Genomic DNA, 22,814 nt, shown 5'->3' on the forward strand with positions numbered 1-22,814 from the left:
TCCGACGGTCGCAAGAGGTCGTCCGAATGACACGACCGTGCAGTCTTTGATAGGCGCTGCGGTCACACCCGCCATGTTCGAACCAGTTCTGAAACTGTCCCACACGGTTGTCTCGTGGCTCAATGATACAGCAGCGCCGCGCACGCCGTTTCAAAGCCGGATCAACGAGGTGCCGCTATCGGTGCGAACGGCAGGGCTTGTCTGGCAGCAGGAACCTGCTGCCATTCCGATGCTTGACTGCGTCTGGAGAGTGGGAGCCGAAACGGTCATCTTGTCACTGTCGCGCCCGCTCGTAGAGGAGTTCATCACGACAGTGCAGAACGGCTTGGCCTTCCCTTCCGAGCCAACTGCTTCGCTAATTCTCGAACTCGCTCTGGAGCCGCTTGTCACTCGACTGGAGGAGACGACGCGTCTGAACGTGCAACTCGTGCGGGTATGCGAAGCCACGATGCTGGCTCCTCATCTTGAACTCGACATCATTTTCGGCGCGGTCAAGGGCAAGGGCCGTCTATTCCTGTTCACGCCACTTGACGGCTTAGTACCGCCTGCGTTTCGCGCGCTAGGCGAACTGCTTGCCCAGTTGCCGCGGCAGCTGGGCGGGCTGCCTCCAGAGCTCCCGCTCATTGTTGCAGGAGAGGTCGGCACGCTTCGCCTTCCTGCGGCGCTTCTTCGAAGCGCATGTGTCGGTGATGCATTGTTGCCCGATATTGCGCCGTTCGGCCGCGGCCAGATCACCCTAGCTGTCGGCCAGTTGTGCGCCGAGGCGGATCTTGACGGCGATGAATTAATCTTGCGGGGGCCTTTCCGCCCGCGACCGTGTCCTTTGGAGAGTGCGCATATGACACAACCCGGATCGCAACTGGAGCTTACTAAGGATCTCGACGATGTCGAGATCGTGCTTGTCTTTGAATGCGGCCGCTGGCCTATTTCTCTTGGGGAATTAAGAAGTGCCGGCGAAGGGCATATTTTTGAACTTGGATGGCCGATCGACGGCCCGGTCGACATAGTGGCCAATGGTCAGCGTATCGGGCGTGGCGACATTGTCCGCATCGGAGAAGAGCTGGGCATCAGGCTCCGTGGCGGGTTTGCATGCAATGAGTGAAGCTCAGCCGACAATCCTGGCGCTTCTTGCGGTTACCGCCGGACTCGGTCTGCTGGTTTTAGCAGTTGCCACGACAACGGCCTTTGTAAAGGTATCAATTGTTCTTTTCCTCGTCCGCAATGCGCTCGGGACCCAGACCATACCACCCAATGTGGTGCTGTACGCCGCGGCGATGATCCTCACTATGTTCGTTAGTGCGCCCGTTGCTGAGCAGACCTATGACCGCATGTCGGATCCCAAGCTCCACTATCAGACATTCGACGACTGGGTAAGCGCCGCTAAAGCCGGAAGTGAGCCCTTGCGCGAGCATCTCAAGAAATTCACAAATGAAGAGCAGCGGCGATTTTTCCTATCTTCGACAGAAAAGGTCTGGCCAGAGGAAATGCACGCTGCAGCCACGCCTGATGACTTTGCAATACTTGTACCATCTTTCTTGCTATCAGAATTGAAGCGCGGATTTGAGATAGGATTTCTACTTTATCTGCCTTTTATTGTTATAGATCTGATAGTGACAACTATCTTGATGGCAATGGGTATGTCGATGGTCTCACCAACTGTTATATCTGTCCCGTTCAAGATCTTCTTGTTTGTTGCCATTGATGGTTGGTCAAAATTGATGCATGGGCTTGTGCTGAGTTATACGTTACCGGGAGGCTGATCATCACTGAATCCAGCATCATTACTCTTATGAGCCAATCACTGGTGGTTTTCATGATCTGGATTCTACCGCCGCTCATTGCATCAGTGGTTGTCGGCCTCGTCATCGGCATCCTCCAGGCGGCGACGCAGATCCAGGATGAAAGCTTGCCGCTCACCGTGAAGCTTCTGGTCGTTGTCGCGGTGATTGGGCTGTTTGCTCCTGTGCTAAGCGCCCCGCTCATAGAGCTAGCCGATCAGATCTTCACCGAGTTTCCCGCAATGACACTTAGCTACTAGTCCGCCCCATGGACGCGCCATCGGCCGATATTCAAATTCTGATCCAGACGGCTCTCGAACTCGTCGTTGCGGCAGGTCTTGGGGCAGCCCGCGCGATGGGCATCATGCTGATCTTTCCCGTATTCACACGCTCGCAGATCAGTGGGCTGATCCGGGGCTGTTTGGCTGTTGGCTTCGCACTACCATGCCTGGCACACGTCAGCGGCGGATTGCCGGCGCTGGATCCTGATACGCGCCTGATCCAGCTAACCCTGCTCGGATTCAAGGAAGTTTTTGTCGGTGTACTCCTTGGCACTTTTCTTGGCATTCCGCTTTGGGGCCTTCAGGCTGCCGGGGAGCTTATCGACAACCAACGCGGCATCAGCAGCCCGACCGCTTCGGCCGATCCCGCGACGAACAGTCAGGCTTCCGCGATGGGCGTTTTTCTGGGGATCACTGCGATTGCCATATTCGTCGGATCAGGAGGCCTGGAAACTTTGATCAGTGTCCTGTACCGCAGCTACTTGATCTGGCCGGTGTATCAGTTTCACCCGACACTGAGTGGGCCAGGAGCAATGGAGTTGTTGGGGCTTCTCGACAGCATAATGCGCACGGCATTATTGGTATCGGGGCCTGTCGTGTTCTTCCTGATACTGATTGATATATCGATGATGCTGCTGCGTCGCTTTGCCCCGCAATTTAAGGCGAGCCAACTGTCTCCGGCAATCAAGAACATTGTCTTTCCAGTTCTCATGGTCACCTACGCTGCCTATCTGGTGGAGAGCATGAAACTGGAGGTCACACGTGCCAACGGCGTGCTGGAGTGGTTCGACAAATTGCTGCCATGAGCGACACAAGTGAAGAGAAGACACACGCCGCCAGCCCGAAGAAGTTAAGTGAAGCGCGCAAAAAAGGACAGCTGCCACGTAGCTCCGATTTCGTCCGCGCGGTCGGGACTTGCGCTGGGCTCGGCTACCTTTGGCTAAGAGGCAGCGTGATCGAGGACAAATGCCGGGAAGCGCTCCTATTAGCCACCAAGTTGCAGAGCCTACCTTTCGATACCGCGGTGCCGCAGGCATTGGTTGTGCTCGTCCAACTCACAGTCGCGGCTGTTGGCCCGCTGCTTGGAACCCTTGTCGCCGCGGTGATTTTGGCCAGCCTGCTAGCCAATGGTGGATTTGTCTTCTCTCTGGAGCCGATGAAGCTCAGCTTTAAGAAAATTGACCCCTTTGAAGGGCTGAAGCGCTTGGGGTCTGCTCGTTCCATGGTCGAAGTCTGCAAGACCATGTTCAAGGTATTGGTTCTCAGCGCAACCTTTTCCATTGTCCTTCTCGGGATGTGGAAGACAATGGTCCCTCTGCCGATCTGCGGCATGGGCTGTGTTGGCCTCATCTTTATGGAGACAAAATTGCTGATGGGAATTGGCGCCGGCGCACTGCTGGTCGGCGGACTGATCGATCTTCTGCTCCAGCGCGCGTTGTATCTGCGCGAAATGCGCATGACCAATACCGAAGTGACGCGCGAGTCGAAGGATCAGCAAGGAGCGCCAGAGTTGAAAGGTGAACAGCGTCGCATCCGCGAGGAGGCGGCCGACGAGCCTGCGCTTGGCGTGCATCGCGCCACGCTGGTCTTAACAGGAAGGGCGGTCCTGATCGGTCTGCGTTACGTTCGCGGTGAAACCGGGGTGCCGTTCTTAGTTTGCCGTGCCGAAGGTGAGCGCGTTTCACATGTGTTGAGCGAGGCGCGGGCACTACGCCTGACGATCGTCCATGACCATGTCTTAGCGCGTCAGCTGATAGGCACTACAAAACTCGGCCACGCGGTTCCTATGCAATATTTCCAGCCTGTCGCGAAAGCATTCTTTGCCGCAGGCTTGGCCTAGTCATTGGAAGTCCACGACTGCCCAGTTCAAAACTGACCTGGCTCCATGCTAGTGGCAAATGTCGGCTGGCCATCCGTGCCCCAGTGTCTCTGTCAGGCCAACCGCGCAACCGCGGGCCTGGGGCAATCACTCCCCTCGGATCTGCCACCCAGCAACTACGGCAAGTCCTCCGGGCATGACCTTGCAGCCTCTGCTGGCCGGTGCGTGGCGCAGTCCGAGGTTTTGAGGCCGGCAGTGCGGATTTGATTGGTGCAGCCGTTGGAATGCCCTCGTCAGCTAGTCGTCAACTAAGCGCCCTATGTTGAACAGCCGTGCTAACTTGAGCTCGGTTGCGAAACATAGGAGTACGAATCGTCATGTATGGTCGAATTGGTGGCTCATCCGATAGTTACCGCGCGCATAATGCCGGCGAGCAATCGGATGCAGGAAGCGAAGGGTTCGCGGACACATTTGCCCGAATGCACTTATCCGGATCGGAAGGTAGCGGCGCCTCATCATCGGCGGCTCCCCAAGCATACTCCCTCAATTCCCGACCTCCTGTGGTGGAGATCAACAGGACTTCCTTCAGGAGACAGGTGAGGCAATTTCATGGTGATGAAATCACGCACATCGCCGACAATCCTCAAGAGTATTCGGAGTTCGTATCGTCACGAGCCAGGCGCACCGCGGACGTTGCTCAGCAATATGGCATCCGTCGAGATACGGAGCACGCGCGATATTTCAGTTACCAATTGGGAGACCGGAGTGCCGGACTGCTGAGAATGGAAGGCGGATTCAGCATGAACGAGTTCGAATCGGAAAGTTGGCGGGAACAATTTCCTGGTCGAACTGAGGTCACTTCCATAGTGGATCTTCAAGTCGCCCATCCGCTCGTCGAAAATGCGGGCGATATTCTGCTGGAGCATCAACTTCGGATAGACGGCGACCGACCGTTGCTGAATTGGCGTGCGGCTAATCCGGAAGCACAAGCGCGCGCGCAGACGATGGGGTTTGTTGAAGTGGATCATGGCGACCTGGTGCTTGACCCTACGCAGCATCCCGACAAATGGACGAAGAACAGTGCCGGTGAGTGGCAGCGTGCAGGCAAACCTCCACTCTATCTCCACAAAACCGAGGATAGCGACAGCAGCGATAGCGGGTCCGACGACGATTTCATGTGATTTGTCGACCCGCCGCCGAGCCTTGCAACTGGTGACGGTTGCAAGGCTGTTGGCAGTGAATGCTAATTGTCCGGCGACAGCCCCGCCTTAGCGCCAGCGCCGCCGAGCAATCCAGCCCATCTCCCAGACAATAAACTGCGGATGCGCATCGTGGGTGCTTGCGAGCGGATTGTATTCGGGCCGGAACTCCGCCTCTTGGAACCGAGCTCTCCCGAATCCAATTTTCTCCACCACACCGTTGGGTCGTTGCGATGCGCCGATCCCGATCGGATCGGCTATGCCTGCTCCGCGCTCGCAGGAAGACCTTCCGCCTCGATCTTGGCGGCGCGATCTCGGCGATAAGTTGGATGGGAGGCAAGATACGCCGCCACGTCAACAGCCGGTAACGCGACATCGCAAATCGGCCCTGACGGTAGCCGATCGACTCCAATCGCCGGACCGCAACTCGCGCAGCGGCATTCGCGGTTTGGCCAGGAGAAATGCTCGCTGACTCACAGCGTGGCCGGCCGCATTCTGAGTGCCCTGTCATGCAGCCTGCGCCGACGGGAGCTCGGCACGCGAATGGCGTGGTTGGCGGCCAAGCCCTGAGGTCAACAAGGACTTACAGAAAGCGGGGGTGAGTTTGCCGCGATGAATTATGACCTTCTCGCGACCGGACCTAGCATCGGCTTCCTCTCGCTCTCGATTGTAGCCGCGCTGTTCGTTGGATTTAACGTGGCAAGCGGTGAATTCGGAATCAGCCAGCCCTTCCAAGTTTCTGGCCATGACGGGGCGACTCGTGTGGATGTGCACCCACATCGGGCTCGGCATCGCACCATTGACCAGCATCTTGGGCTGCAGCTTCATCTCAAACAGCTTTCCTGGCTCGCCACGCAGCGCGACCGGTGCCTCCGGCGGCATCAATTCGTCGGCATTGCACAAATGTTCCAGGTATTTTTGCGCCGGAAATGCGTAGGTCTTCATGCAATCAGTCGTAATGCCGGCTTTTCCTTCATTCAATGCGTTGGCCTGTCCCAGCACCATGTTCAGCAACCCTTTGAGCTGGTCTGTGCGTTCGTGCACTTTGGGTAGCTGGGTGGAGGTGAGTAGCAGGCGTACATTACGCCCCTGCAACCCGGCGAGACAGGTTTGCATCTCAATGGCCTGGGCTCGCAGGTACTGGGCCACATCGTCCACGACCTTACCGGCCTCCTCAGGCTTCATCTGGCGCACTTGGGAGACGACGCTTTGCTGACCGGCCAGATCGAACTGCAAAAGTTCGTCCAATCGTTTGAGCCGCTCCGTCAATACCTCCATTGACAACGCGGCGCCCCCGATTGTCGAGCCTGCCCCCGACGAACTCGCAGCCACCTCTTGCGCTCTCACCTGTGTACTCGCAACTTGATCCGAGCGCGCGAGAACCTTGGCTGCTGGCACTGTGCCGGCGTTCGCAGCGACTGGTGTTGATGGCTGCCCGGCGGCAGAAGTCCCGGCGCGAGCTGCCGACTTATGCTTTGACTTCCCTTTCCTTCGCGCTGTAGTGCCTTCTGACACTGCAGCCGTACCAGCAGTGCCAGCCGGTATCGCAGCGCCTGCCCTGGCCGGCATCGCAGCGCCCGCCTGGGCCTGTGGCGCCATGATGGCTGACGGCGGAGACTGCAGGTTCAACAAGTGCATGGCATCGTGCGCAGTGATCCATGCATCGTCCACGATCCGTTCGAACAGTTTCAATGGGAGGCCGGCATCTGGGTAGGTATGGCTTAGCTTGGTATGCACCTCGTGCAACGCCAATCCAAAATCCGAAAGCCGCTCCATGATTTTTTCTACAACCGCGCAATCATGAGCGTTGAGTGTTTTGCCATCATCCATTATGCCCTTCGCCAAAGAGAGGGCGCGAAGAGCTTCTTGAGCGGCGCTTGCCATCAGCTGCACCACTCCATTTCGACCGACGAGGAGTTCCTTCAAATCTGGCTCGAACCTGCTCGCCCGCAGTTCAATCTTGGCCCGCGCAAGACCGATCCGCTCACGGACCAGCCAGATCCTGACACTCAGTACCGAGCCGGCACGCAGCCGCAGTGCGCACCGCTCGGCTTCCCGCATCACGGGCGTTCCACTGGATAGGCTAGCGGTGGCAGCGCAGGCGGATCGCTGCCGTTCGGAGCGCCATGCCTTTTTTTCCCACCACTTAATTGCCGCCGTATGGTGGTTCTCCACATTTAAAATCAACAGCTCCTGCCGGTCCGCCTGGGAGTAGGAGTAGAGTTTATCGACCATACCTGCCGCTTTCTTGGTCTTTTTGTCCAATTTCGTGATCGTCGACAGGCCAAGTTTGTCTACTTCATTCGCGGCGTCGCACACGATCTGGCAACATCTACGCACCTTGTCGTCTGGCATAATTGTCTGCGCCTCAGCCGCAGGCAGGCTAGCGCGGTACTCCAGAATTGCTGAGGCTGCATCGACGACCCGACTGATCAGCTCCACCGCCTCCTCGGGGACGTCGGTTTTCCTGGCCGCAGCCTCGCAATCAGTCAGTTGTTGAACAAGACTGTTCATTCTGAGCTGTGTCGGACTGATATCTTCATTTGACGATGAGCTGGTGCCTTCCACCTGCGCGGTTGATAGTTGGCTACCGACCGGCGCCATGGCTTCGCCCTCAGACATGGAGGGAGAACCGCGCCGCCTTGCGGCTGCGCCACGTGGCGCTACGGTTCCGCGTGGTGGCGCAGCGGCTCCACGTCGCGGTGTGTTCAGGATTTGATCTTCGCCAATCGAGGCGCCTGGCAGACTTTCGCGGGCATCGCCTGGACCGCGCGCAACTGGAAGGGAGGAGGGCCTCCTATCGGCGTCCCCAGAGCGCATCTGCTCCACAACGGAATCGAATGACTGTCCACCTTCTCCCGCAGCAAGACTTGATTGCGAAAGGGAACTGCTCGCCCGCCCCGCGCGGCTGGCTCCAGTTTCAGCCTGCGATTTCCGTGGTCGGCCAATGCCCTTCATATTGCGTCTCCGTAGTAGGCGAGAATGTGCTGCTATTGTGCTGGCGGCTGACGAGACCAGCGGCATCTTTCGGTTAACGTCACGGTCAGCCAGACCCGCGACGGCGTAATGTTCCCGCCAAAGTGCTTCTCAGTAGCAGGCCAAGATTGGCCCGAGCTCACAGGACTTTCGCAACGTTGCCATCGATGTCCTGAGATTATCAGCGCTTCAGTCCGCCGATTTCCAGGAACAGCGAATGAAATCAGACCAACTCGGCTAGCTCCCCTTCCTAGACACGTGCCTGACGATTTTATTGATGCGTCACTCCTCTCGTTCGCCACCGACAAAGTCACACATTTGCTTCAGAGAAGCGTGTGCGTTGCGTATCACGCGGACCATTTCGATCTATAGTTACAAAAAGTGTCGAGACGGGACCTTTGGATCCGAAGGTCAGGCACGGCCGGCCTAGATAGACCGCTTGGCTGACGATTAGCTGACGATGGGAGTTCTCACGAACAGGGCAAGAAAATCCGACCGCTTCAAGCTTTCGATATGGTGAGAAGAGGATCCGCACCGGCCTCCCAAAGCCGGCAGACCATCCCATGTTCGTACGGTCGCCGACCTTCTCGAAGCCAATGAGCTCACCGCGCCGGGCCGTGATGTGCAGGCGAGAGAATGGTGATGCAAAGACCGAGTTCCTGCTCGTTGCGTGCGCCCGTGGAGCCAGCAAGAATACGGTCATTGCGGTCATGCAGCACGTGGACCGTGTCTCCTGTTCGACACCACAGCATCGAGGATGCAAACGAGCTGCTGCGGCTGCCATTCGGTCGCGGCATGCGTGGACGGCGGGATTGGCCGAACAGCCGAGATCGTGGTCGACTGTTCGATGCGAGAGCAACATCCTGCAGAGCATACGTTTTTGCGCTGGCCGGTTTTTGTCAAAAGCCGTCAGGTTCTCGAAAGCTCCCGCCCTTAGCTTGATCGAGGCTAACCTTTAACACGTCGCCGCCAATGGCAAATGCCGGAGTACCTGATGATAGCAGCAATTGGGAGTGGAGTTGGCAACCTCGGGACTTCCTTGATCCGAAAGGGCCATGGGGATTCGAAATCCGAGCATTCTGGTGATGGCAAGCCGGCTGATGGCAATGATGGCAAGCCAGCTGGTGGGAATGATGGCAAGGCAGCTGGCGGGAACGATCGGGCGGATAACCGGACCGTTTCAAATGATCAACTTCAAGACAACTCACAGTCTGCAGCACAAAGTGAAGCCTTCCAAAGTATCCTGCGATCGTTCGCGTTCCAATTCGCGAACGATGCGATGGCTGAGGCCGATGAAGCTTTGGATGACACAGAAGATGCCTGACGCGGGAAATCCGGCGTGAGGTCATACAGGCCGTTATTGACGGCACAACTCCAACAGAAAAAGGAATGATCATGGCTGCAGTTGATAATAATAAAAAATCAGGCAATACCAATACCAGTAGCGCCGGCAATACCGATAAAACTAACAGTGGCACTCCCGGCAATACAAGCGGAGCTGATGCTACTGCTTTTCAGGCGCAAGTGCAGGAACTAACCAATGTTAGCTTGGAGGCGACGAAAAGGAGTGTCCAGTTGCGCACTCTAACGACCAATCTCCAGACCATCAAGAAGGCCGCCGACGAACGCGTTTCGTAATGTCGGAAGCGGGTTTTAGACTGCCCCCTAGCGCGTCTCCTTATTGACGCGACGTAGTCCCGAAATGAGCCGCATGGCAATTGCCATGCGGCTTCTATCCTGTTTGAGAGATGCTCTGTGGATGACGCCGTTTCCCTCCGTTTCGAAGTGCGTTCGGGGCACTATTGCGGTCTGACCGGCAAGACGGATCTTCAAAAGTGTTTAATCGGCAGCGGCTTCGATGCCGATTTGGTCTTTGTCGAGCAGGGACTGGCACCGCATCACCTTCGTGTAACTCTTCTTGGCAAGTCGATCGAACTGGAGGCGCTTGCACCCGGACTCAGTATCGAGGGCAACCGGAATATCGCCGCAGGCCAGTCCGTTGTTGTGCCCCTTCCTGTCGTCCTGCTCGTAGGCGAGATGTCCATTGCTTTGTCCGTGCAGGATGCAGAGCCGCCTGGTTCGACCGGCATACCGCGCCTACCGATCGGTGTGCTCGCCATGGTCATAATCAGCTCACTCGGGATCGGCGCGCTTTCAGGCACGATCTCCTATCTTGGCAATGCAAGTGGATCGAGCCCCAATTCACTTCGGGCTGAAGTCGCGTCCAGAACGATCAGTCACCGCGCTGACAATGAACTTACGGAGGCAGCGGCCCAAGAGCTGCAGGAGGAAGTCGATCGAGCGGGTCTTCTCGACGTCAAGATTGGGTCGGCAAAGGGTGTTGTGACCGCCGAAGGCACCGTCACGTCTGAATCGGTCATCAGCTGGCAGAAGCTTCAGCAATCGTTCGATCGTCGCACCAAGGGTACTCTAACACTGGTGAACGGAGTGCTCATCAAAGAGGAGAAGGCGCCATCCGCAATCGCGGTCGAAGCTGTGTGGCATGGGGTCCAACCATATATTGTCATCGACAGCGAGAAGTATTTTGTCGGCGCCATTTTGGCTGATGGATGGGTGGTCGAACGTATTGAGGACAGCCGTGTGCTGCTGAGCAGGAATGGCCGCATTGCTGCTCTCCAATATTGAAAGCTCGCAGGCCCCATCAAGCAGCACTCTATGGCCAGCCAAACATCCTGTCGCGCTCGGTGCTGACAAGCTGGCTGCGTTGGAAACATTTGCTGCCCAGCCATTTCGCGCCTGCTTGTGGCTCTCATGCAGGGTCACGCGCTGGCCAAGGCTGAGGCGCCTTCGGAGTTCGAAAGCCACGTTTCATGGCGTAACAGCAGAGTAAGTCTCAACCGATTGCAAAGGTGTCTCGATGGCCAACGTCCTGCGTGACTTCATCAAGCGTGCGCCGGCCAGCCCGGATTTAATGGTTGCGTTGATGCTGCTTCTGGCTGTCGCGATGATGGTCATGCCTATCCCGGTCGTGGTGGTCGACGCCCTGATAGGATTCAATATGGGGTTGGCCATACTGCTGATGATGGTTGCCCTGTATGTCAGTACTCCACTTGATTTTTCCTCTTTGCCCGGCGTTATTTTGATTTCCACTGTATTCCGTCTCGCGCTCACGGTCGCAACGACGCGACTGATCCTGGCCGAGGGGGAGGCCGGCAGCATTATTCATACTTTTGGCGATTTCGTCATCTCAGGCAATATCGTGGTGGGTTTCGTCATATTTCTGGTCGTCACCATGGTGCAATTCATGGTCCTCGCGAAGGGTGCCGAACGGGTGGCAGAAGTGGCGGCGCGTTTCACGCTGGATGCTCTGCCGGGCAAGCAAATGGCGGTCGACGCAGAGCTACGCAACGGCCACATCGATGCCAACGAATCCCGCCGGCGGCGCGCCGAATTGGAGAAGGAAAGCCAACTATATGGCGCGATGGACGGCGCGATGAAATTTGTGAAGGGCGATTCCATCGCCGGGCTGGTGGTTATCTGCATCAACATGCTGGGTGGAATTTCGATCGGCCTGCTCTCCAAGGGCATGTCCTTCGGCGAGGTACTGCATCACTACACTCTGCTGACGATAGGCGATGCATTGATATCGCAGATTCCGGCCCTTCTGCTCTCCATTACTGCGGCGACCATCGTCACCCGTGTGACTGGGACGGCGAGGATCAACCTCGGTACAGAAATGGTCAGTCAGCTCACGGCCAGCACTCGAGCCTTGCGACTGGCGGCCGGCGTCCTGGTTGTAATGGGGTTCGTTCCTGGGTTTCCCCTCCCCGTCTTTCTGATGCTGGCCGCAGTGTTCGCTGCGGTAAGCATTGTCAAGGCTGATGTGCTGGGCGCCGGCACTGCCGATGCGAAAGGTGGAACTGCAGCGGAGCCTAAGCAAGCCGCGCCTGCGAAGGAATTCCCGATCGCATTTTTTCTAGCGCCAGATCTTATGCAGGCGGTCGATCAAGCCGAATTGCAAAAACATATTGGGCGCGTTTCGCTCCTGGTCACAGCCGATCTGGGCATTATCGTTCCTCGCATCCCTGTCTTGGTTGACGAGCAGCTGCCTGAATCGCAATTCCGAATTGATGTCGAGGGCGTGCCAGTCGAACAGGACGCCTTAGATCCAAACCAGATGGCGCTCCGAGCCGATGTAGCGCACGTCGACTCGAGCGGTGTCCCCCTTAGACGTGAGCCGAAAACGGACAGACTCCCGGTTGAACATACCCCTGCAAAGGCCCTTACGGGCGCCGGCACGGAGCATAGGGCTCCCGGCGAACTCCTCGCCTTGCGCGTCCATGCAGCGTTGACCCGCTACGCACCGCGATTGGTGGGCATCCAAGAGACCCGACATTTCCTGGGCCGAATGGAGCAGGAATATTCTGAGCTTGTGAAAGAGGTGCTACGCACGACGCCGATTCCTCGGATTGCCGATGTTCTGCGCCGCCTCCTGGAGGAAGGTATCCCAATCCGCCACACCCGTCTCGTGTTGGAGGCATTGGCCGAATGGAGCGAGCGTGAGCAAAACGTTGCCCTGCTGACGGAATATGTCCGTTCTGGTTTGAAGCGACAGATCTGCCACCGCCATGCCAACACGGAGGGCATCGTGTCCGCCCTGGTCGTCGAGCGCGAGAGCGAGGATGTGATGCGTGGCGCGGTTCGAGATTCGGATGCAGGCCCCTATCTCGCACTGGAGGATCGGCAAAGCGAAGCGATGCTATCACAGATACGTCAGGTCCTTTCGAACGCAGAACCGGGTCAAACCCGCCCTATTCTGTTGACGTCGATGGATGTCCGACGTTTCGTCCGCGGCTTTCTGACGCGAAACGGGGTTGATCTCGCCGTGCTGTCGTATCAAGACCTCGCCTCCGACTTTACAATTCGCCCCGCAGGATCCGTCACACTCCCGCACGGATCGAACAGCGGATTGTTAGAGTAGTCCCACCTTTCCTAACTGAACGCCACGCGCCTCCCCGATAACTGAGAGATAACATGAATAGTAATACAGTTTCTCCATCGCCTATGTTTCTGCGCCGGAACTCACTTCTTTTTGCCGTACTCGCCATTCTGCCTTTGGGCGGTTGCGCCAGCTGGCAAAAGCCGGCTCTTTCCGTGCAGGAGACATCTTCCCCCGAGTTGCTCAGCGCCGATCAAATCGATCCGGCTATGCGCGAACGCATTTTGCGCGAAGTTGGTCAGGATGTTCAAGAGCGGGCTTTGCGGGATGAGGTGAAGCAGCACCCGGACAATGTTGATGCGGCGATACGACTTACAAATGCCTTGGTGGGCCAGAAGCGCCCGCACGAAGCGGTTGAGGTGCTCGACAGCGTCTTGGTTGCAGCCCCAGGAAACGTACGTGCATTGAATGCGAAGGGCGTGATTTTGGACATTGAGGGGCGGCATGACGCGGCACAGGCCCTGTATCGGCGAGCTCTCGAAAACGAGCCAGGCAATGAGATGGTGCAGCATAACTTCAATCTGTCGCTTGCCTTTAACGGCAAGTCCGAACAACCAAGGTTAGCACGATCGCAATAGGTGGGCACAGTGCATGCGCAGCCTGTTCCCCGGCTCGAACACGCGCTCGGCTCCCATCATAGATGGCCCCCTGAAGAGAGCCATATCTATGCAAAACAGTTGCTCCAGATCTGGCCGGCAGAGATCGGCAGGAGAGCCGGATGACATCACGCGGCCACCCGCAAGGCCACCCGCCTCGCTTCGTTGCCAGAGCGCCCTCTCCCTCGCCGGTCACCGTCTCGCAATGCGGCGACCTGGCTTAAGGCGGTCGACCGAGCGCCCGATGCAGTAGCCATGAATACGTAACGCAGCGATGGACCCGCCGGATCGTGTCGCGCTTGTGCTGGCCGTCCCGGCCATTACAGCACGGTGATTGTAGCTGGATCATATTCTAGAGGCATCGATGGTGTGGATGCCTTCGATCCAAACAATCGATTTGTTGAATTCGTCCGCCTGAGGAAATTAGCTGCGGCGATCCGACTTCCGACGCCTGCAGGCGCAAAACCAACAGCGTGAGCGCTGCGGGTCCGGAGGCAGGCTGCAAAGTGCAATCACCAGCGCTGATAAGCGGCAAGTGAAGAATGTATCGCTCGGGCGACTCCTGTGTTGTGCACGGTTGCCCCGCGAGGTGAACTGTAGCAGCTTGGCAGCTCAGCGTTCACGAAAGGAGAAAAGATTTGGGGCCAAGCAAAGACCGGCTTTTTTGATTGTCTTGCTGTATCGCTATGGTGGGGCGGGCGCGACCGCTCCCATAATTCAATACGCTGCCTTTAGCGATGGACGATGACGGGATGCGTCGCCGAGACTTCAATGGTGGAGGAGCAGCGCACCCGTCGATCCATTTGCTTTCAGCGGCAACCGCCACTATGAAGCGACACTTCGCCCAACTGTGTTTCAAGCTGCCCGGAGAAGTTTATGACAGAAGAACCCCACAAGACCGACATCCTCATCGAGCTCACTGCCGATGTTGTATCAGCCTACGTCTCCAACAACCCCGTCCCGGCGGGGGAGCTTCCTGCCCTGATCGCCCAAGTGCACGGGGCTCTAAACGGCACGGCTGGACTCATACCGGCAGAAGAGCCTGTGCCTTTAAAAAAACCTGCTGTCCCGATCAAAAAGTCGATCGAACCGGACTACATCATTAGCCTTGAAGACGGCAAGAAATTCAAATCGCTAAAGCGCCATCTGGCGACGCACTATGGTCTGACCCCAGACGAATATCGCGCCAAATGGGGTCTGCCGTCGGATTATCCCATGGTGGCGCCGAATTACGCCGCTGCGCGCTCCGCCTTGGCCAAGACCATGGGACTCGGCCGCAAACCGAAAGAGCCGGAAGCCCCAGCCACGGCGCCGGCGAAACGGACCCGCAAGAAGGTCGCAGCCTAAATCCGTATTAACAGTCGTTCGGACGCGCAGCAGCCGTTGGCCCAATCTGCGCGGAATCAAAGGGCGGGGATGAGCCCCGCCTTTCCCGTCCAAGAGCCTCATTTCCAGAGTAATTCATGATGGCTCCAGCAATCCCTGCCGCGGCATTAACTTGCATGCTCCGGCCCGGGTTTCGAGCCGTCAATGCGTTCCGGCGATGACGAACCTTGCCAAGGCTTTCCCGGACCGTTAGCCAACCTTGCTGAGGCTGCCTGCAGAGGACTTTCCCGTGCGGCGATCCTGTTCCACCTCGTAGTTGATCTTCTGGCCCTCATTAAGGGTCGACAGGCCCGCTCGTTCAACAGCGGAAATGTGGACAAAGACATCCTGACCGCCGTTGTCAGGCTGAATAAAACCAAAACCCTTCGTGCTGTTGAACCACTTCACCGTTCCAGTCGCCATATCCATTCCTTTGTAATAAGTCGCAACTTAGGCAGGCCATTCACGCCAGCCTGATTTGTACACGAGACTTTAGGCGCATCAAAATCGGAAAATTGCAAGGCCCACTCGATCGCCTGATCTCCAGCAGCAACTGCAACATATGCGAGGCGCGTGCCAGACGAGGCGTATGCCAGACGTTTCGTCGTGCCCTGTCGCTCGAACGTTGACAGAAACAATGACACACCTTGCAAACTCGGCACATCTTGTGGACGTGCTCGGGTCGCTTCTCGACTGCGATACCCGCTCCTGACCGGGTATCGTCGGCCAAAATGAGGGTTTTTGTCATGTGCCGCCAGACCGAAAGATCAGGCGCGCAGCGACCTGCACATTCAAACCGGAACCCGCGAACCTCGATTAGCTTCTGCCTGCTCCGAAGGGCGGTAGCCTGCTCTGAGGCGGGCCACTGTCGGGTTGAAAACCAACTGTCGGGTTCGGAACCCCAGATTGTCGGCAAGGTACGCGCCGCCCACTGGTTGGCCAAAGGGGCACTGGCTCCTGATCCTGCCGCCATGCTCGCCCGATCTCAACCCGATCAAGACAGGTCTGCTCAAAACTCAAGGCGCGGCTGCGGAAGAAGGCGGCCAAAACTTTCGACGCTCTCTGCGGAACTCTCGGCGATATCTGCCAGCTGTTGGAGCCAAATCAAAAACCATTAATTGCGACAGGTGATTTTATGACATTCATTGCGAAGAGGCCAGAATGAACAGCGGAAGAGAGTAGCAGCTCTCTGGCCGCGGCGAGGTGGATCGTCGACACGATCGGCACCTGGCCCGTGCGGGGATCGCACCGCAGCCAGCACCAGAGCCAGACCTTGACCGCTTGCCTTGCTCAGGCGCCACAACAACGAGTGGCTGGAAGCAGATCCACGTGAACTCAGCGATATCGATCAGACGATGCTTACCCTCATGAAAGCCGATCCCGACGCTGTCCAGCGCCGCGAAATCCTGACCAGCATATGGCGCATCGGATGCCACCGCCTGCACACTCACCATCGACATGCCGGAACTCGGAACCAAAGGCCGCAAGCCTCGCCGGCCTCGGCAAAATGGAGCGGCCGCGCCTTCATCCGGGGCGGCCGGGCCAATGTTCGCCAGGCCCTCTACATGCCCGGCCTTCGCCCTGCGCTTCAACCCCGACCTCAAGGCAAAATACCAGGCGCTAAAGGCGGCAGGCAAACCCGCAAAGGTCATCATCTTGTTGCGAAAGCTCCTCATCCTAGCAAACGCTCTCCTCAAGGCGCAGCGAAAATGGCCCCTAAAACCCTTGACCGAAACGGATACCTTAGCCTTTCAGGTGAGGCGGGCCGAGATAGACCAACCGCGGGTTTAACTTCGCGAGTTTAAGCTGATTATGCCGATGCAACTCTAGCGCCTGCGCGACCGTTTTAGCTTCCATCAACAAGGCGGCAGGGTGGGAGGAAGTACCCTCCCCTGCCGCGAACAAGCTTTGGACAAAGCCCCACCTTGTCCGTAATGTGATCGGGAGGCCGGGGCGCGGCGGTGCTCAGCGGATGTGACGCGCGAGATCTGCGACCCTACCCATCAGCACTTCCACCGGTCCTCGCTGGAAGACGCGCAGCCAAAGCACCGCAAAAGTGCTGATAACCACAACGAAGCCAAAGAGCGTGGACAGGCTCTCGTCTTTGAAAATGTTTATCTTCATAAGATAGGCTATTCCCGCAATGTGCAGCACATAGGCCGTCAAAGACATCGAGCCGACTGCGATTATTGGCCAGACCAGCTTTCGCAGACGCGGGAGCGCATCCACAGCGAGCATGCAAGCCGCCAAGATGATCATTGCGCAACCGGTGCTGCCCACGATCGAAAGCGTCGTTTCGCTATGAGGTGCGGCTATCCATGACGACTTGACTATAAATGACGACTTGGAAGGCTCAAAAGCGCCGTCAACGTCAGACCACCACAAGGAGGTTTCAGTCAAAGCGCGGGAACTCAGCGCGAGCAAGGATCCCCCATGGCCCAACACGGCCAGCGCGACCCCCGCCAGACCAAGGCGCCAATGCGCTGCTAGCGTATTAAGATTAAGGCGCGCGATGGCCATGCCAGCGATGAGGAAAGGAACCCAGGTCACCGCGGGATAGTAGCCGTTGACCATGAGGTTGAAGACCGGGTCGAGGAGGTTGGGGGCAACCGACAGAAGGGAGGAACGGACTTGCGGGAGAACTAATGCCGTAGCGGCAGCGATCAAGCCCAGCTGATATGCGCTGAGCCGATGGAGCGGCAATACCAACAAGAAGCAAATTCCGTAGTATTCTAGGATGACTTCGACCTGGGTACCGAGGCAGCCCAGGATTGAGCCAAGCGCGAGCAAAACAAGGGCACGAATTGCGACTCTGGCGATGGCCTGTCTACCGGCTATCCCCGACTTCGGCGCCTTGCGACCTGTAATCAGGAGGATTGAAAAACCGGCCAATACGGCAAACAGGGCCGACGGCCGCCCATGGGTTAGTTCCATCAGAAACCCGACTAGTCCTCCTTCGCCGGGGTCGGGACCGAGATGGGCGGCATACATCCCGAAGACAGCCAGGCCCCGAGCGAGGTCGATGCCGACCAGCCGATCTACTACCGACCCATTCCTAGCGTCGGCAACCGGTGCCTTCATTACCATGGTAGATTCCCTTGTTGGGTGTGTGGATCGCGGGAGCCGCGATAGGAGAGCCGGTCGGCTGCTGCCGTCGCCTCGTGAAAGGGTTCAAAACATCGCGCCATCTGGCGCATCGAGCCGGCGACAGAGCTGTTCAGCCATTAGCCTGGGGTAAGAACAACAGATCGGCTCACAAAGCCTGTGTCACGGACCTGAAAAGTGGTGTCGCGGAACCGTCGTTTTTTGCATGATGGCTAAGCCGAGAGATCCACTGCACCGACGAGAGACTCAGCGACGTTGGATATCCGATCAGTACGCCGCGGCTCCGCCGGTGACGATCACCCCGGGTGTCAAGGCCAGGGCGTAAACCTGCCATAATCTGTGGTGGTGCGCCCGCGACCAATCCGTTCGACAAAGCTCGGCGCATGGTCGAGCCAATCATATTCTTCCATGTGGCTGTTGCCTGAAAAACCGAAGACGCCGTTCGCTGGTCCAGCTGTTCCAGACCTCGGCCTGCGTCGGTCATTAGAACCGGCGCGCCTGTTTCCCAAATCAATTTGCTGATGCAGCCGCCGGGGGTCACATTGAGCAAAAGTGCCGAGGTCAGGACGGGTTTCATAGGGGCTCTTCGTTTGGCTTTGTTAACGACCCCTTTCTTGCAAGTTGTAGCTGACAGCAGCCTGAAAGCTCCCCAAATAATTCGCTGCCGCCGGTTCAGCCTATTGTCAGCTTCGACCAATAAGATGGGAGCCTTGCCCTCATACCGGAGCTCGGAAGCATGATGCGAATACTGCTCACTGAAGACGATAAGGACCTTGGAAGTGCTATGCACGATCATTTGGTGGCTGGTGGCCACGCGGTCGACTGGGCCAAGAACCTGTCCGAAGCGCGCGATTATGCAGCTGTGGTCGGCTACGACCTTATTTTGCTCGACGTTCACCTGCCGGACGGCAATGGGATCGACTATCTGCGGGAGCTGATCAAGGAACTTGAATCGGCACCGGTCATCATTCTGACAGCCTGCGATCGGATTTCGCATCGCATCGAGGGCTTCAACGCTGGAGCCGACGACTATTTGGTCAAGCCGTTCGATCTGGGGGAACTCTCAGCGCGTATCCATGCAGTGGCACGTCGCCATGGGCATTTTCCGGAGCCGCAATTTTCGGTTGGGACGCTTTCCATACAGGCAGCCGAGCGACGCCTCTTCCGCGAGGGGCAGGAGGTCTACCTGACTTGACGCGGATGGGCGGTGCTCGACTACCGTCTGCCCCAGCCCTGCACGGTCGTTTCAAAAGGGAAGATCGTGGACGCGCTTTTCGGCAGACGGCGCTGATTCATACTCTAAAAGAAAATTCGGCTTCCAGTTGCCTTGGCCATGACTGCCCTTCCCGAGAGATGGGTGACAGTTCATTCCGGATAGATGGGTTAAACTTTCGGCCCTTTGCAAGGAGAGCAAGGTGCCTTGGAAGGAGTGTAACGTCATGGAAGAGCGGCTGAAGTTCGTCGCCCGGCTGCTGGACGGCGAGAAGATGGCGGTGCTTTGCCGGGAGTTCGATATCTCGCGCAAGACCGGCTACAAGATCCTCACGCGCTACAACGACAGCGGCCTGGAGGGGCTGACGGACCGATCGCGGCGGCCCTATCGCCACGCCAATCAGCTTCCGTTTCAAATCGAGAAGCTGATTGTGCGCCTCAAGCAAGACAAGCCGACATGGGGTGCGCCGAAGATACGCGAGCGGCTGGCCCGGCTGTATCCGGATGTGCACCGGCCCGCGATCTCGACCGTGCATGCCGTGCTCGACCGCCACGGCATGGTCGAGCGCCGCAAGCGCAGGCGCAACAGGGCGACGGGGACACCACTTTCAAACGGCTGTCGCCCTAACGATCTTTGGTGTGCCGACTACAAGGGCGAGTTCGGCAGAGAACACGGCCGGGACAGGGGATCACAAACACTTGACCGTTCCAGACCCTGGCAGTGGCGCATCGATTGACCGTTGGCTCTGTTCGTGGGCACCGAAAATAGGGCCTTCTTGGTCCTCGGCAGAGAATATGGCCCGGACGGGGGATAACAAACACTTGACCGTTCCAGACTCTGGCAGTGGCGCATCGATTGACCGTCGACTCTGTTCGCGAGCGCCGAAAATACGGACGACCCCTATGGTCAAAGTGCACTTCTGACCTGCTAGGCACTGTTCGATAACTGGAGGCACCCGCTACGGTGCCCTCGTATTTAAGACACCTGTCAGTTTCAAGCCTGGACATTGACGCGTGGCGCGGCTGCCATTCGTTGACCGCCACGTCGAATTGCCCGCCAACCAGTGTACAGCCGCCGGTGGTCACATTGAGCAAAAGTGCCGAGATCAGGAGGGGTTTCATAGGGGCTCTTCGTTTGGCTTTGTTAACGACCCCTTTCTTGCAATTGTAGCTGACAGCAGCCTGAAAGCCCCCAGATATTCGCTGGCGCCGGTTCAGCCTACTGTCAGCTTCGATCAATAAGGCAGGAGCCTTGCCCTCATACCGGAGCTCGGCAGCCTGATGCGAATACTGCTCATTGAAGACGACGACGACCTTAGAAGTGCTGTGCACGATCATTTGGTGGCTGGTGGCCACGCGGTCGACTGGGCCGAGGGCCTGTCCGGAGCGCGCGGTCATGCAGCTGTGGCCGGCTACGACGTTATTTTGCTCGACGTTCACCTGCCGGACGGCAATGGCATCGACTATCTGCGGGAGCTGATCAAGGGGCTTGATACAACGCCGGTCATCATTCTGACAGCCCGCGATCGGATTTCGCATCGCATCGAGGGGCTCAACGCTGGCGCCGACGACTATTTGGTCAAGCCGTTCGATCTGGGGGAACTCTCGGCACGCATCCGTGCAGTGGCACGTCGCCAAGGGCATTTTCCGGAGCCGCAATTTTCGGTTGGGACGCTTTCCATACAGGCAGCCGAGCGACGCCTCTTCCGCGACGGGCAGGAGGTCCACCTGTCTGGACGCGAATGGGCGGTGCTCGACTGCCTTCTACGCCAGCCCGGTTCGGTCGTTTCAAAGGGGAGGATCGAGCACGCGCTTTATTCATTCAATTCGGAGTTCGAGAGCAACACAGTGGAGGTTTATGTCAGCCGGCTCCGCAAGAAGATCGGCGGGGATAGAATAGCAACCGTGCGTGGCTCCGGATACAGGCTCGTGGTCACATGACGAACTCGAACAGCATGACGAGAAAGCTGCTATCGTGGTTAGGCGGGGCAACGCTCCTGGTTTGGATCGCCGCCCCAACCATGGCTGCGTTCATTTTTTGCAATTATGTAAACGAAAGTTCGGATGACTTGCTCCAGGGGAGCGCAAAGTACAGACAACCAGAGCTGATCAAGGTCTTGAATGGAAAACACGTTGATCAATACAATAACAACTTTCCCACTTACGAAAAGTACTTTACCTATCGTGAGCAGGTTATTAATAAGTACGGGATAGTGCTTATTTCTGAACCGGAAGAGGGTCAGCAGCCCTTCCCTGATGCTCCCCTGAGTAACGGCTTTTGGGGAAACGCTGATTACCGCGTCTACACAGAGGAGATCCAAGACGGCGTGTATCATCAGTTGGCCGAACCGCTTCATGGCCGCCGTACCACAATCGCGAAGGGCGCACTTTTTGTCTTCCTTCCGACACTCGTGCTCCTGCCCTTTAGCTTAGCTGTTTGGTGGATCGTGATCCGGCGCTCGCTGCGGCCAATCGAGGTACTGCGACAGCAGATCGGATCGCGCGACGGCGGCAATCTGTCACCAATGGACTTGGGCGATTTCCCGGCAGAGTTGGCTCCAATCGCGGCATCCGTCAATCGGCTTCTCGATCGTCTGCGGGCGGCTCTCGAGGCCGAACGCGAGTTCGCCGCAAACAGTGCGCATGAACTGCGCACGCCGATCGCAGGTTCAATCGCTCAGATGCAGAGATTAGTGGCCGAGCTTCCCAATGGGTCGGCCAAAATGCGTGCGCGCGGCATCGAGCAAGCGCTGTCGAGCCTTGGCCGCCTTGTCGAAAAAGTGCTTCAGCTCGCTCAAGCCGAATCGGGGGTTGGCATGGCGGATCACGCGATCGATCTTGTCCGATCGGTTCGGCTGGAAATCGACGACCTGAGGAAAAAGCCGCAATATGCCGGACGCCTGCATCTTAACGTCGACGGCTGCCCCACTTTGATGCGCAAAGTGGATGTCGATGCGTTTGGGATCCTCCTTCGTAACCTGATCGAGAATGCGCTGATACATGGACTGCCCACTGTTCCGACAACAGTTTCCGTCCAAACTGATGGAACCATCGCTATTGCAAACGCCGGACCGGTGGTGCCCCTCCCCGACCTCGAAGGGCTTACAAAGCGATTTAGTCGTGGTGCTACTCCTGCTGCGGGCTCAGGCCTTGGTCTACATATCGCTAACATGGTTATCCAGCGGATCGGTGGCAGTCTAGAGCTTGCGTCGCCCGCCCGCGGTCGCAATGATGGTTTCGAGGCGATCATACGAATTCCTCAATGACACCGGTGAATTCGACGACATTTGGACACAGGGCGGATTGCTGGCAAGGCTGCTGACATGGCGAACTGTACGGCAGTATGTATACGGCGTAGAAATCGTACTTCACACAACGCATTTCGGCCGCGGCAATCAATGCCGCTATCATCGTCTGAGCAGTTCGATCGAAGCGACACGACATGATCGGCAAAATCGAAGGCTCCGCCTCACCGCTCGCTCGATTTCGCCCGGGGAGAAAAGAGGCCATCCGAGAAAGTGCA

The 22,814-nt window shown here is 57.5% G+C and carries 18 protein-coding genes and 1 pseudogene; 16 read left to right on the forward strand and 3 right to left on the reverse strand.

All coding sequences use genetic code 11. The features are described 5' to 3' along the window. The first annotated feature begins 73 nt into the window (after positions 1-73). The 6 genes from sctQ to EN862_RS19760 all read left to right on the forward strand — a co-directional run bounded on the left by sctQ (position 74) and on the right by EN862_RS19760 (position 5,059). Entirely contained in the window at positions 74-1,102 is a 1,029-nt protein-coding gene (gene sctQ, locus EN862_RS19735) for a type III secretion system cytoplasmic ring protein SctQ (RefSeq protein ID WP_095769044.1), read from the forward strand. Further along, positions 1,095-1,760 (forward strand): type III secretion system export apparatus subunit SctR, encoded by a 666-nt coding sequence (sctR, locus tag EN862_RS19740; protein WP_029354851.1) that lies wholly within the window; start codon positions 1,095-1,097, stop codon positions 1,758-1,760. The genes sctQ and sctR overlap by 8 nt, the downstream gene beginning before the upstream one ends. 29 nt (positions 1,761-1,789) lie before the next feature. After that, the gene (locus EN862_RS19745) at positions 1,790-2,038 is read left to right on the forward strand and encodes an EscS/YscS/HrcS family type III secretion system export apparatus protein (RefSeq protein WP_081714428.1); all 249 of its coding nucleotides are present in this window, start codon (positions 1,790-1,792) and stop codon (positions 2,036-2,038) included. A gap of 8 nt (positions 2,039-2,046) precedes the next feature. Then, complete coding sequence (sctT, locus tag EN862_RS19750; protein WP_024505376.1) at positions 2,047-2,865, forward strand: type III secretion system export apparatus subunit SctT; 819 nt, start codon at positions 2,047-2,049, stop codon at positions 2,863-2,865. Continuing rightward, positions 2,862-3,899, forward strand: coding sequence for an EscU/YscU/HrcU family type III secretion system export apparatus switch protein (locus tag EN862_RS19755; RefSeq protein ID WP_024505377.1), 1,038 nt, complete (start codon positions 2,862-2,864; stop codon positions 3,897-3,899). The genes sctT and EN862_RS19755 overlap by 4 nt, the downstream gene beginning before the upstream one ends. A 356-nt stretch (positions 3,900-4,255) precedes the next feature. Beyond that, positions 4,256-5,059, forward strand: coding sequence for a hypothetical protein (locus EN862_RS19760; protein ID WP_024505378.1), 804 nt, complete (start codon positions 4,256-4,258; stop codon positions 5,057-5,059). 525 nt (positions 5,060-5,584) lie between these two features. Here the strand turns inward: EN862_RS19760 and EN862_RS19765 are convergent. Continuing rightward, positions 5,585-7,699 carry a hypothetical protein gene (locus tag EN862_RS19765; RefSeq protein WP_245454733.1) on the reverse strand — a complete coding sequence of 705 codons (2,115 nt, stop codon included), beginning with the start codon at positions 7,697-7,699 and terminating at the stop codon, positions 5,585-5,587. A gap of 1,348 nt (positions 7,700-9,047) precedes the next feature. Between EN862_RS19765 and EN862_RS19770 the strand changes: the two genes are divergently transcribed. The 6 genes from EN862_RS19770 to EN862_RS19795 all read left to right on the forward strand — a co-directional run bounded on the left by EN862_RS19770 (position 9,048) and on the right by EN862_RS19795 (position 14,956). Continuing rightward, positions 9,048-9,377, forward strand: coding sequence for a hypothetical protein (locus EN862_RS19770; RefSeq protein WP_081714433.1), 330 nt, complete (start codon positions 9,048-9,050; stop codon positions 9,375-9,377). Between the two features lie 71 nt (positions 9,378-9,448). Continuing rightward, positions 9,449-9,691 (forward strand): nodulation protein NopA, encoded by a 243-nt coding sequence (locus EN862_RS36890; RefSeq protein WP_224570034.1) that lies wholly within the window; start codon positions 9,449-9,451, stop codon positions 9,689-9,691. 117 nt (positions 9,692-9,808) lie between these two features. Next, positions 9,809-10,699, forward strand: coding sequence for a hypothetical protein (locus EN862_RS19780; protein WP_024505382.1), 891 nt, complete (start codon positions 9,809-9,811; stop codon positions 10,697-10,699). A gap of 232 nt (positions 10,700-10,931) precedes the next feature. Continuing rightward, positions 10,932-12,995 carry a type III secretion system export apparatus subunit SctV gene (sctV, locus tag EN862_RS19785; RefSeq protein ID WP_063169272.1) on the forward strand — a complete coding sequence of 688 codons (2,064 nt, stop codon included), beginning with the start codon at positions 10,932-10,934 and terminating at the stop codon, positions 12,993-12,995. Between the two features lie 53 nt (positions 12,996-13,048). After that, positions 13,049-13,591 (forward strand): tetratricopeptide repeat protein, encoded by a 543-nt coding sequence (locus EN862_RS19790; protein ID WP_245458616.1) that lies wholly within the window; start codon positions 13,049-13,051, stop codon positions 13,589-13,591. Positions 13,592-14,485: 894 nt separating this feature from the next. After that, positions 14,486-14,956: a MucR family transcriptional regulator gene (locus EN862_RS19795; protein WP_127249594.1), complete on the forward strand. Its 471-nt coding sequence runs from the start codon at positions 14,486-14,488 to the stop codon at positions 14,954-14,956. A 228-nt stretch (positions 14,957-15,184) separates the two neighbouring features. Here the strand turns inward: EN862_RS19795 and EN862_RS19800 are convergent, their stop codons facing one another. Further along, a complete protein-coding gene (locus EN862_RS19800; RefSeq protein WP_127249593.1) occupies positions 15,185-15,397 on the reverse strand; it encodes a cold-shock protein in 213 nt (70 codons plus the stop codon). A gap of 1,542 nt (positions 15,398-16,939) precedes the next feature. Beyond that, positions 16,940-18,061 carry a DUF418 domain-containing protein gene (locus EN862_RS19805; protein ID WP_126097377.1) on the reverse strand — a complete coding sequence of 374 codons (1,122 nt, stop codon included), beginning with the start codon at positions 18,059-18,061 and terminating at the stop codon, positions 16,940-16,942. A gap of 754 nt (positions 18,062-18,815) precedes the next feature. On the opposite strand from EN862_RS19805, the gene EN862_RS19810 reads away from it, so the two are divergent. From EN862_RS19810 to EN862_RS19825, 4 genes and pseudogenes are all read left to right on the forward strand, one after another. Continuing rightward, positions 18,816-19,274, forward strand: coding sequence for a response regulator transcription factor (locus EN862_RS19810; RefSeq protein ID WP_245458615.1), 459 nt, complete (start codon positions 18,816-18,818; stop codon positions 19,272-19,274). A gap of 244 nt (positions 19,275-19,518) precedes the next feature. Next, positions 19,519-19,953, forward strand: a pseudogene (locus tag EN862_RS19815) (helix-turn-helix domain-containing protein); the annotation flags it as partial. A gap of 619 nt (positions 19,954-20,572) precedes the next feature. Beyond that, complete coding sequence (locus EN862_RS19820) at positions 20,573-21,232, forward strand: response regulator transcription factor (protein ID WP_126097376.1); 660 nt, start codon at positions 20,573-20,575, stop codon at positions 21,230-21,232. A gap of 80 nt (positions 21,233-21,312) precedes the next feature. Beyond that, the gene (locus EN862_RS19825; protein ID WP_167506950.1) at positions 21,313-22,557 is read left to right on the forward strand and encodes a HAMP domain-containing sensor histidine kinase; all 1,245 of its coding nucleotides are present in this window, start codon (positions 21,313-21,315) and stop codon (positions 22,555-22,557) included. The last annotated feature ends 257 nt before the right edge of the window (positions 22,558-22,814 follow it).

The sequence above is a fragment of the Mesorhizobium sp. M2E.F.Ca.ET.219.01.1.1 genome (assembly GCF_004016445.2).
Lineage (GTDB): Bacteria > Pseudomonadota > Alphaproteobacteria > Rhizobiales > Rhizobiaceae > Mesorhizobium.

What these genes read in the sequence shown, in the direction of transcription:
- sctQ (WP_095769044.1), top strand. Translation starts at nt 74, where the DNA reads ATGTTCGAACCAGTTCTGAAACTGTCCCACACGGTTGTCTCGTGGCTC.
- sctR (WP_029354851.1), top strand. Translation starts at nt 1,095, where the DNA reads ATGAGTGAAGCTCAGCCGACAATCCTGGCGCTTCTTGCGGTTACCGCC.
- EN862_RS19745 (WP_081714428.1), top strand. Translation starts at nt 1,790, where the DNA reads ATGAGCCAATCACTGGTGGTTTTCATGATCTGGATTCTACCGCCGCTC.
- sctT (WP_024505376.1), top strand. Translation starts at nt 2,047, where the DNA reads ATGGACGCGCCATCGGCCGATATTCAAATTCTGATCCAGACGGCTCTC.
- EN862_RS19755 (WP_024505377.1), top strand. Translation starts at nt 2,862, where the DNA reads ATGAGCGACACAAGTGAAGAGAAGACACACGCCGCCAGCCCGAAGAAG.
- EN862_RS19760 (WP_024505378.1), top strand. Translation starts at nt 4,256, where the DNA reads ATGTATGGTCGAATTGGTGGCTCATCCGATAGTTACCGCGCGCATAAT.
- EN862_RS19765 (WP_245454733.1), bottom strand. Translation starts at nt 7,699, where the DNA reads ATGTCTGAGGGCGAAGCCATGGCGCCGGTCGGTAGCCAACTATCAACC.
- EN862_RS19770 (WP_081714433.1), top strand. Translation starts at nt 9,048, where the DNA reads ATGATAGCAGCAATTGGGAGTGGAGTTGGCAACCTCGGGACTTCCTTG.
- EN862_RS36890 (WP_224570034.1), top strand. Translation starts at nt 9,449, where the DNA reads ATGGCTGCAGTTGATAATAATAAAAAATCAGGCAATACCAATACCAGT.
- sctV (WP_063169272.1), top strand. Translation starts at nt 10,932, where the DNA reads ATGGCCAACGTCCTGCGTGACTTCATCAAGCGTGCGCCGGCCAGCCCG.
- EN862_RS19790 (WP_245458616.1), top strand. Translation starts at nt 13,049, where the DNA reads ATGAATAGTAATACAGTTTCTCCATCGCCTATGTTTCTGCGCCGGAAC.
- EN862_RS19795 (WP_127249594.1), top strand. Translation starts at nt 14,486, where the DNA reads ATGACAGAAGAACCCCACAAGACCGACATCCTCATCGAGCTCACTGCC.
- EN862_RS19800 (WP_127249593.1), bottom strand. Translation starts at nt 15,397, where the DNA reads ATGGCGACTGGAACGGTGAAGTGGTTCAACAGCACGAAGGGTTTTGGT.
- EN862_RS19805 (WP_126097377.1), bottom strand. Translation starts at nt 18,061, where the DNA reads ATGGTAATGAAGGCACCGGTTGCCGACGCTAGGAATGGGTCGGTAGTA.
- EN862_RS19810 (WP_245458615.1), top strand. Translation starts at nt 18,816, where the DNA reads ATGATGCGAATACTGCTCACTGAAGACGATAAGGACCTTGGAAGTGCT.
- EN862_RS19820 (WP_126097376.1), top strand. Translation starts at nt 20,573, where the DNA reads ATGCGAATACTGCTCATTGAAGACGACGACGACCTTAGAAGTGCTGTG.
- EN862_RS19825 (WP_167506950.1), top strand. Translation starts at nt 21,313, where the DNA reads ATGGCTGCGTTCATTTTTTGCAATTATGTAAACGAAAGTTCGGATGAC.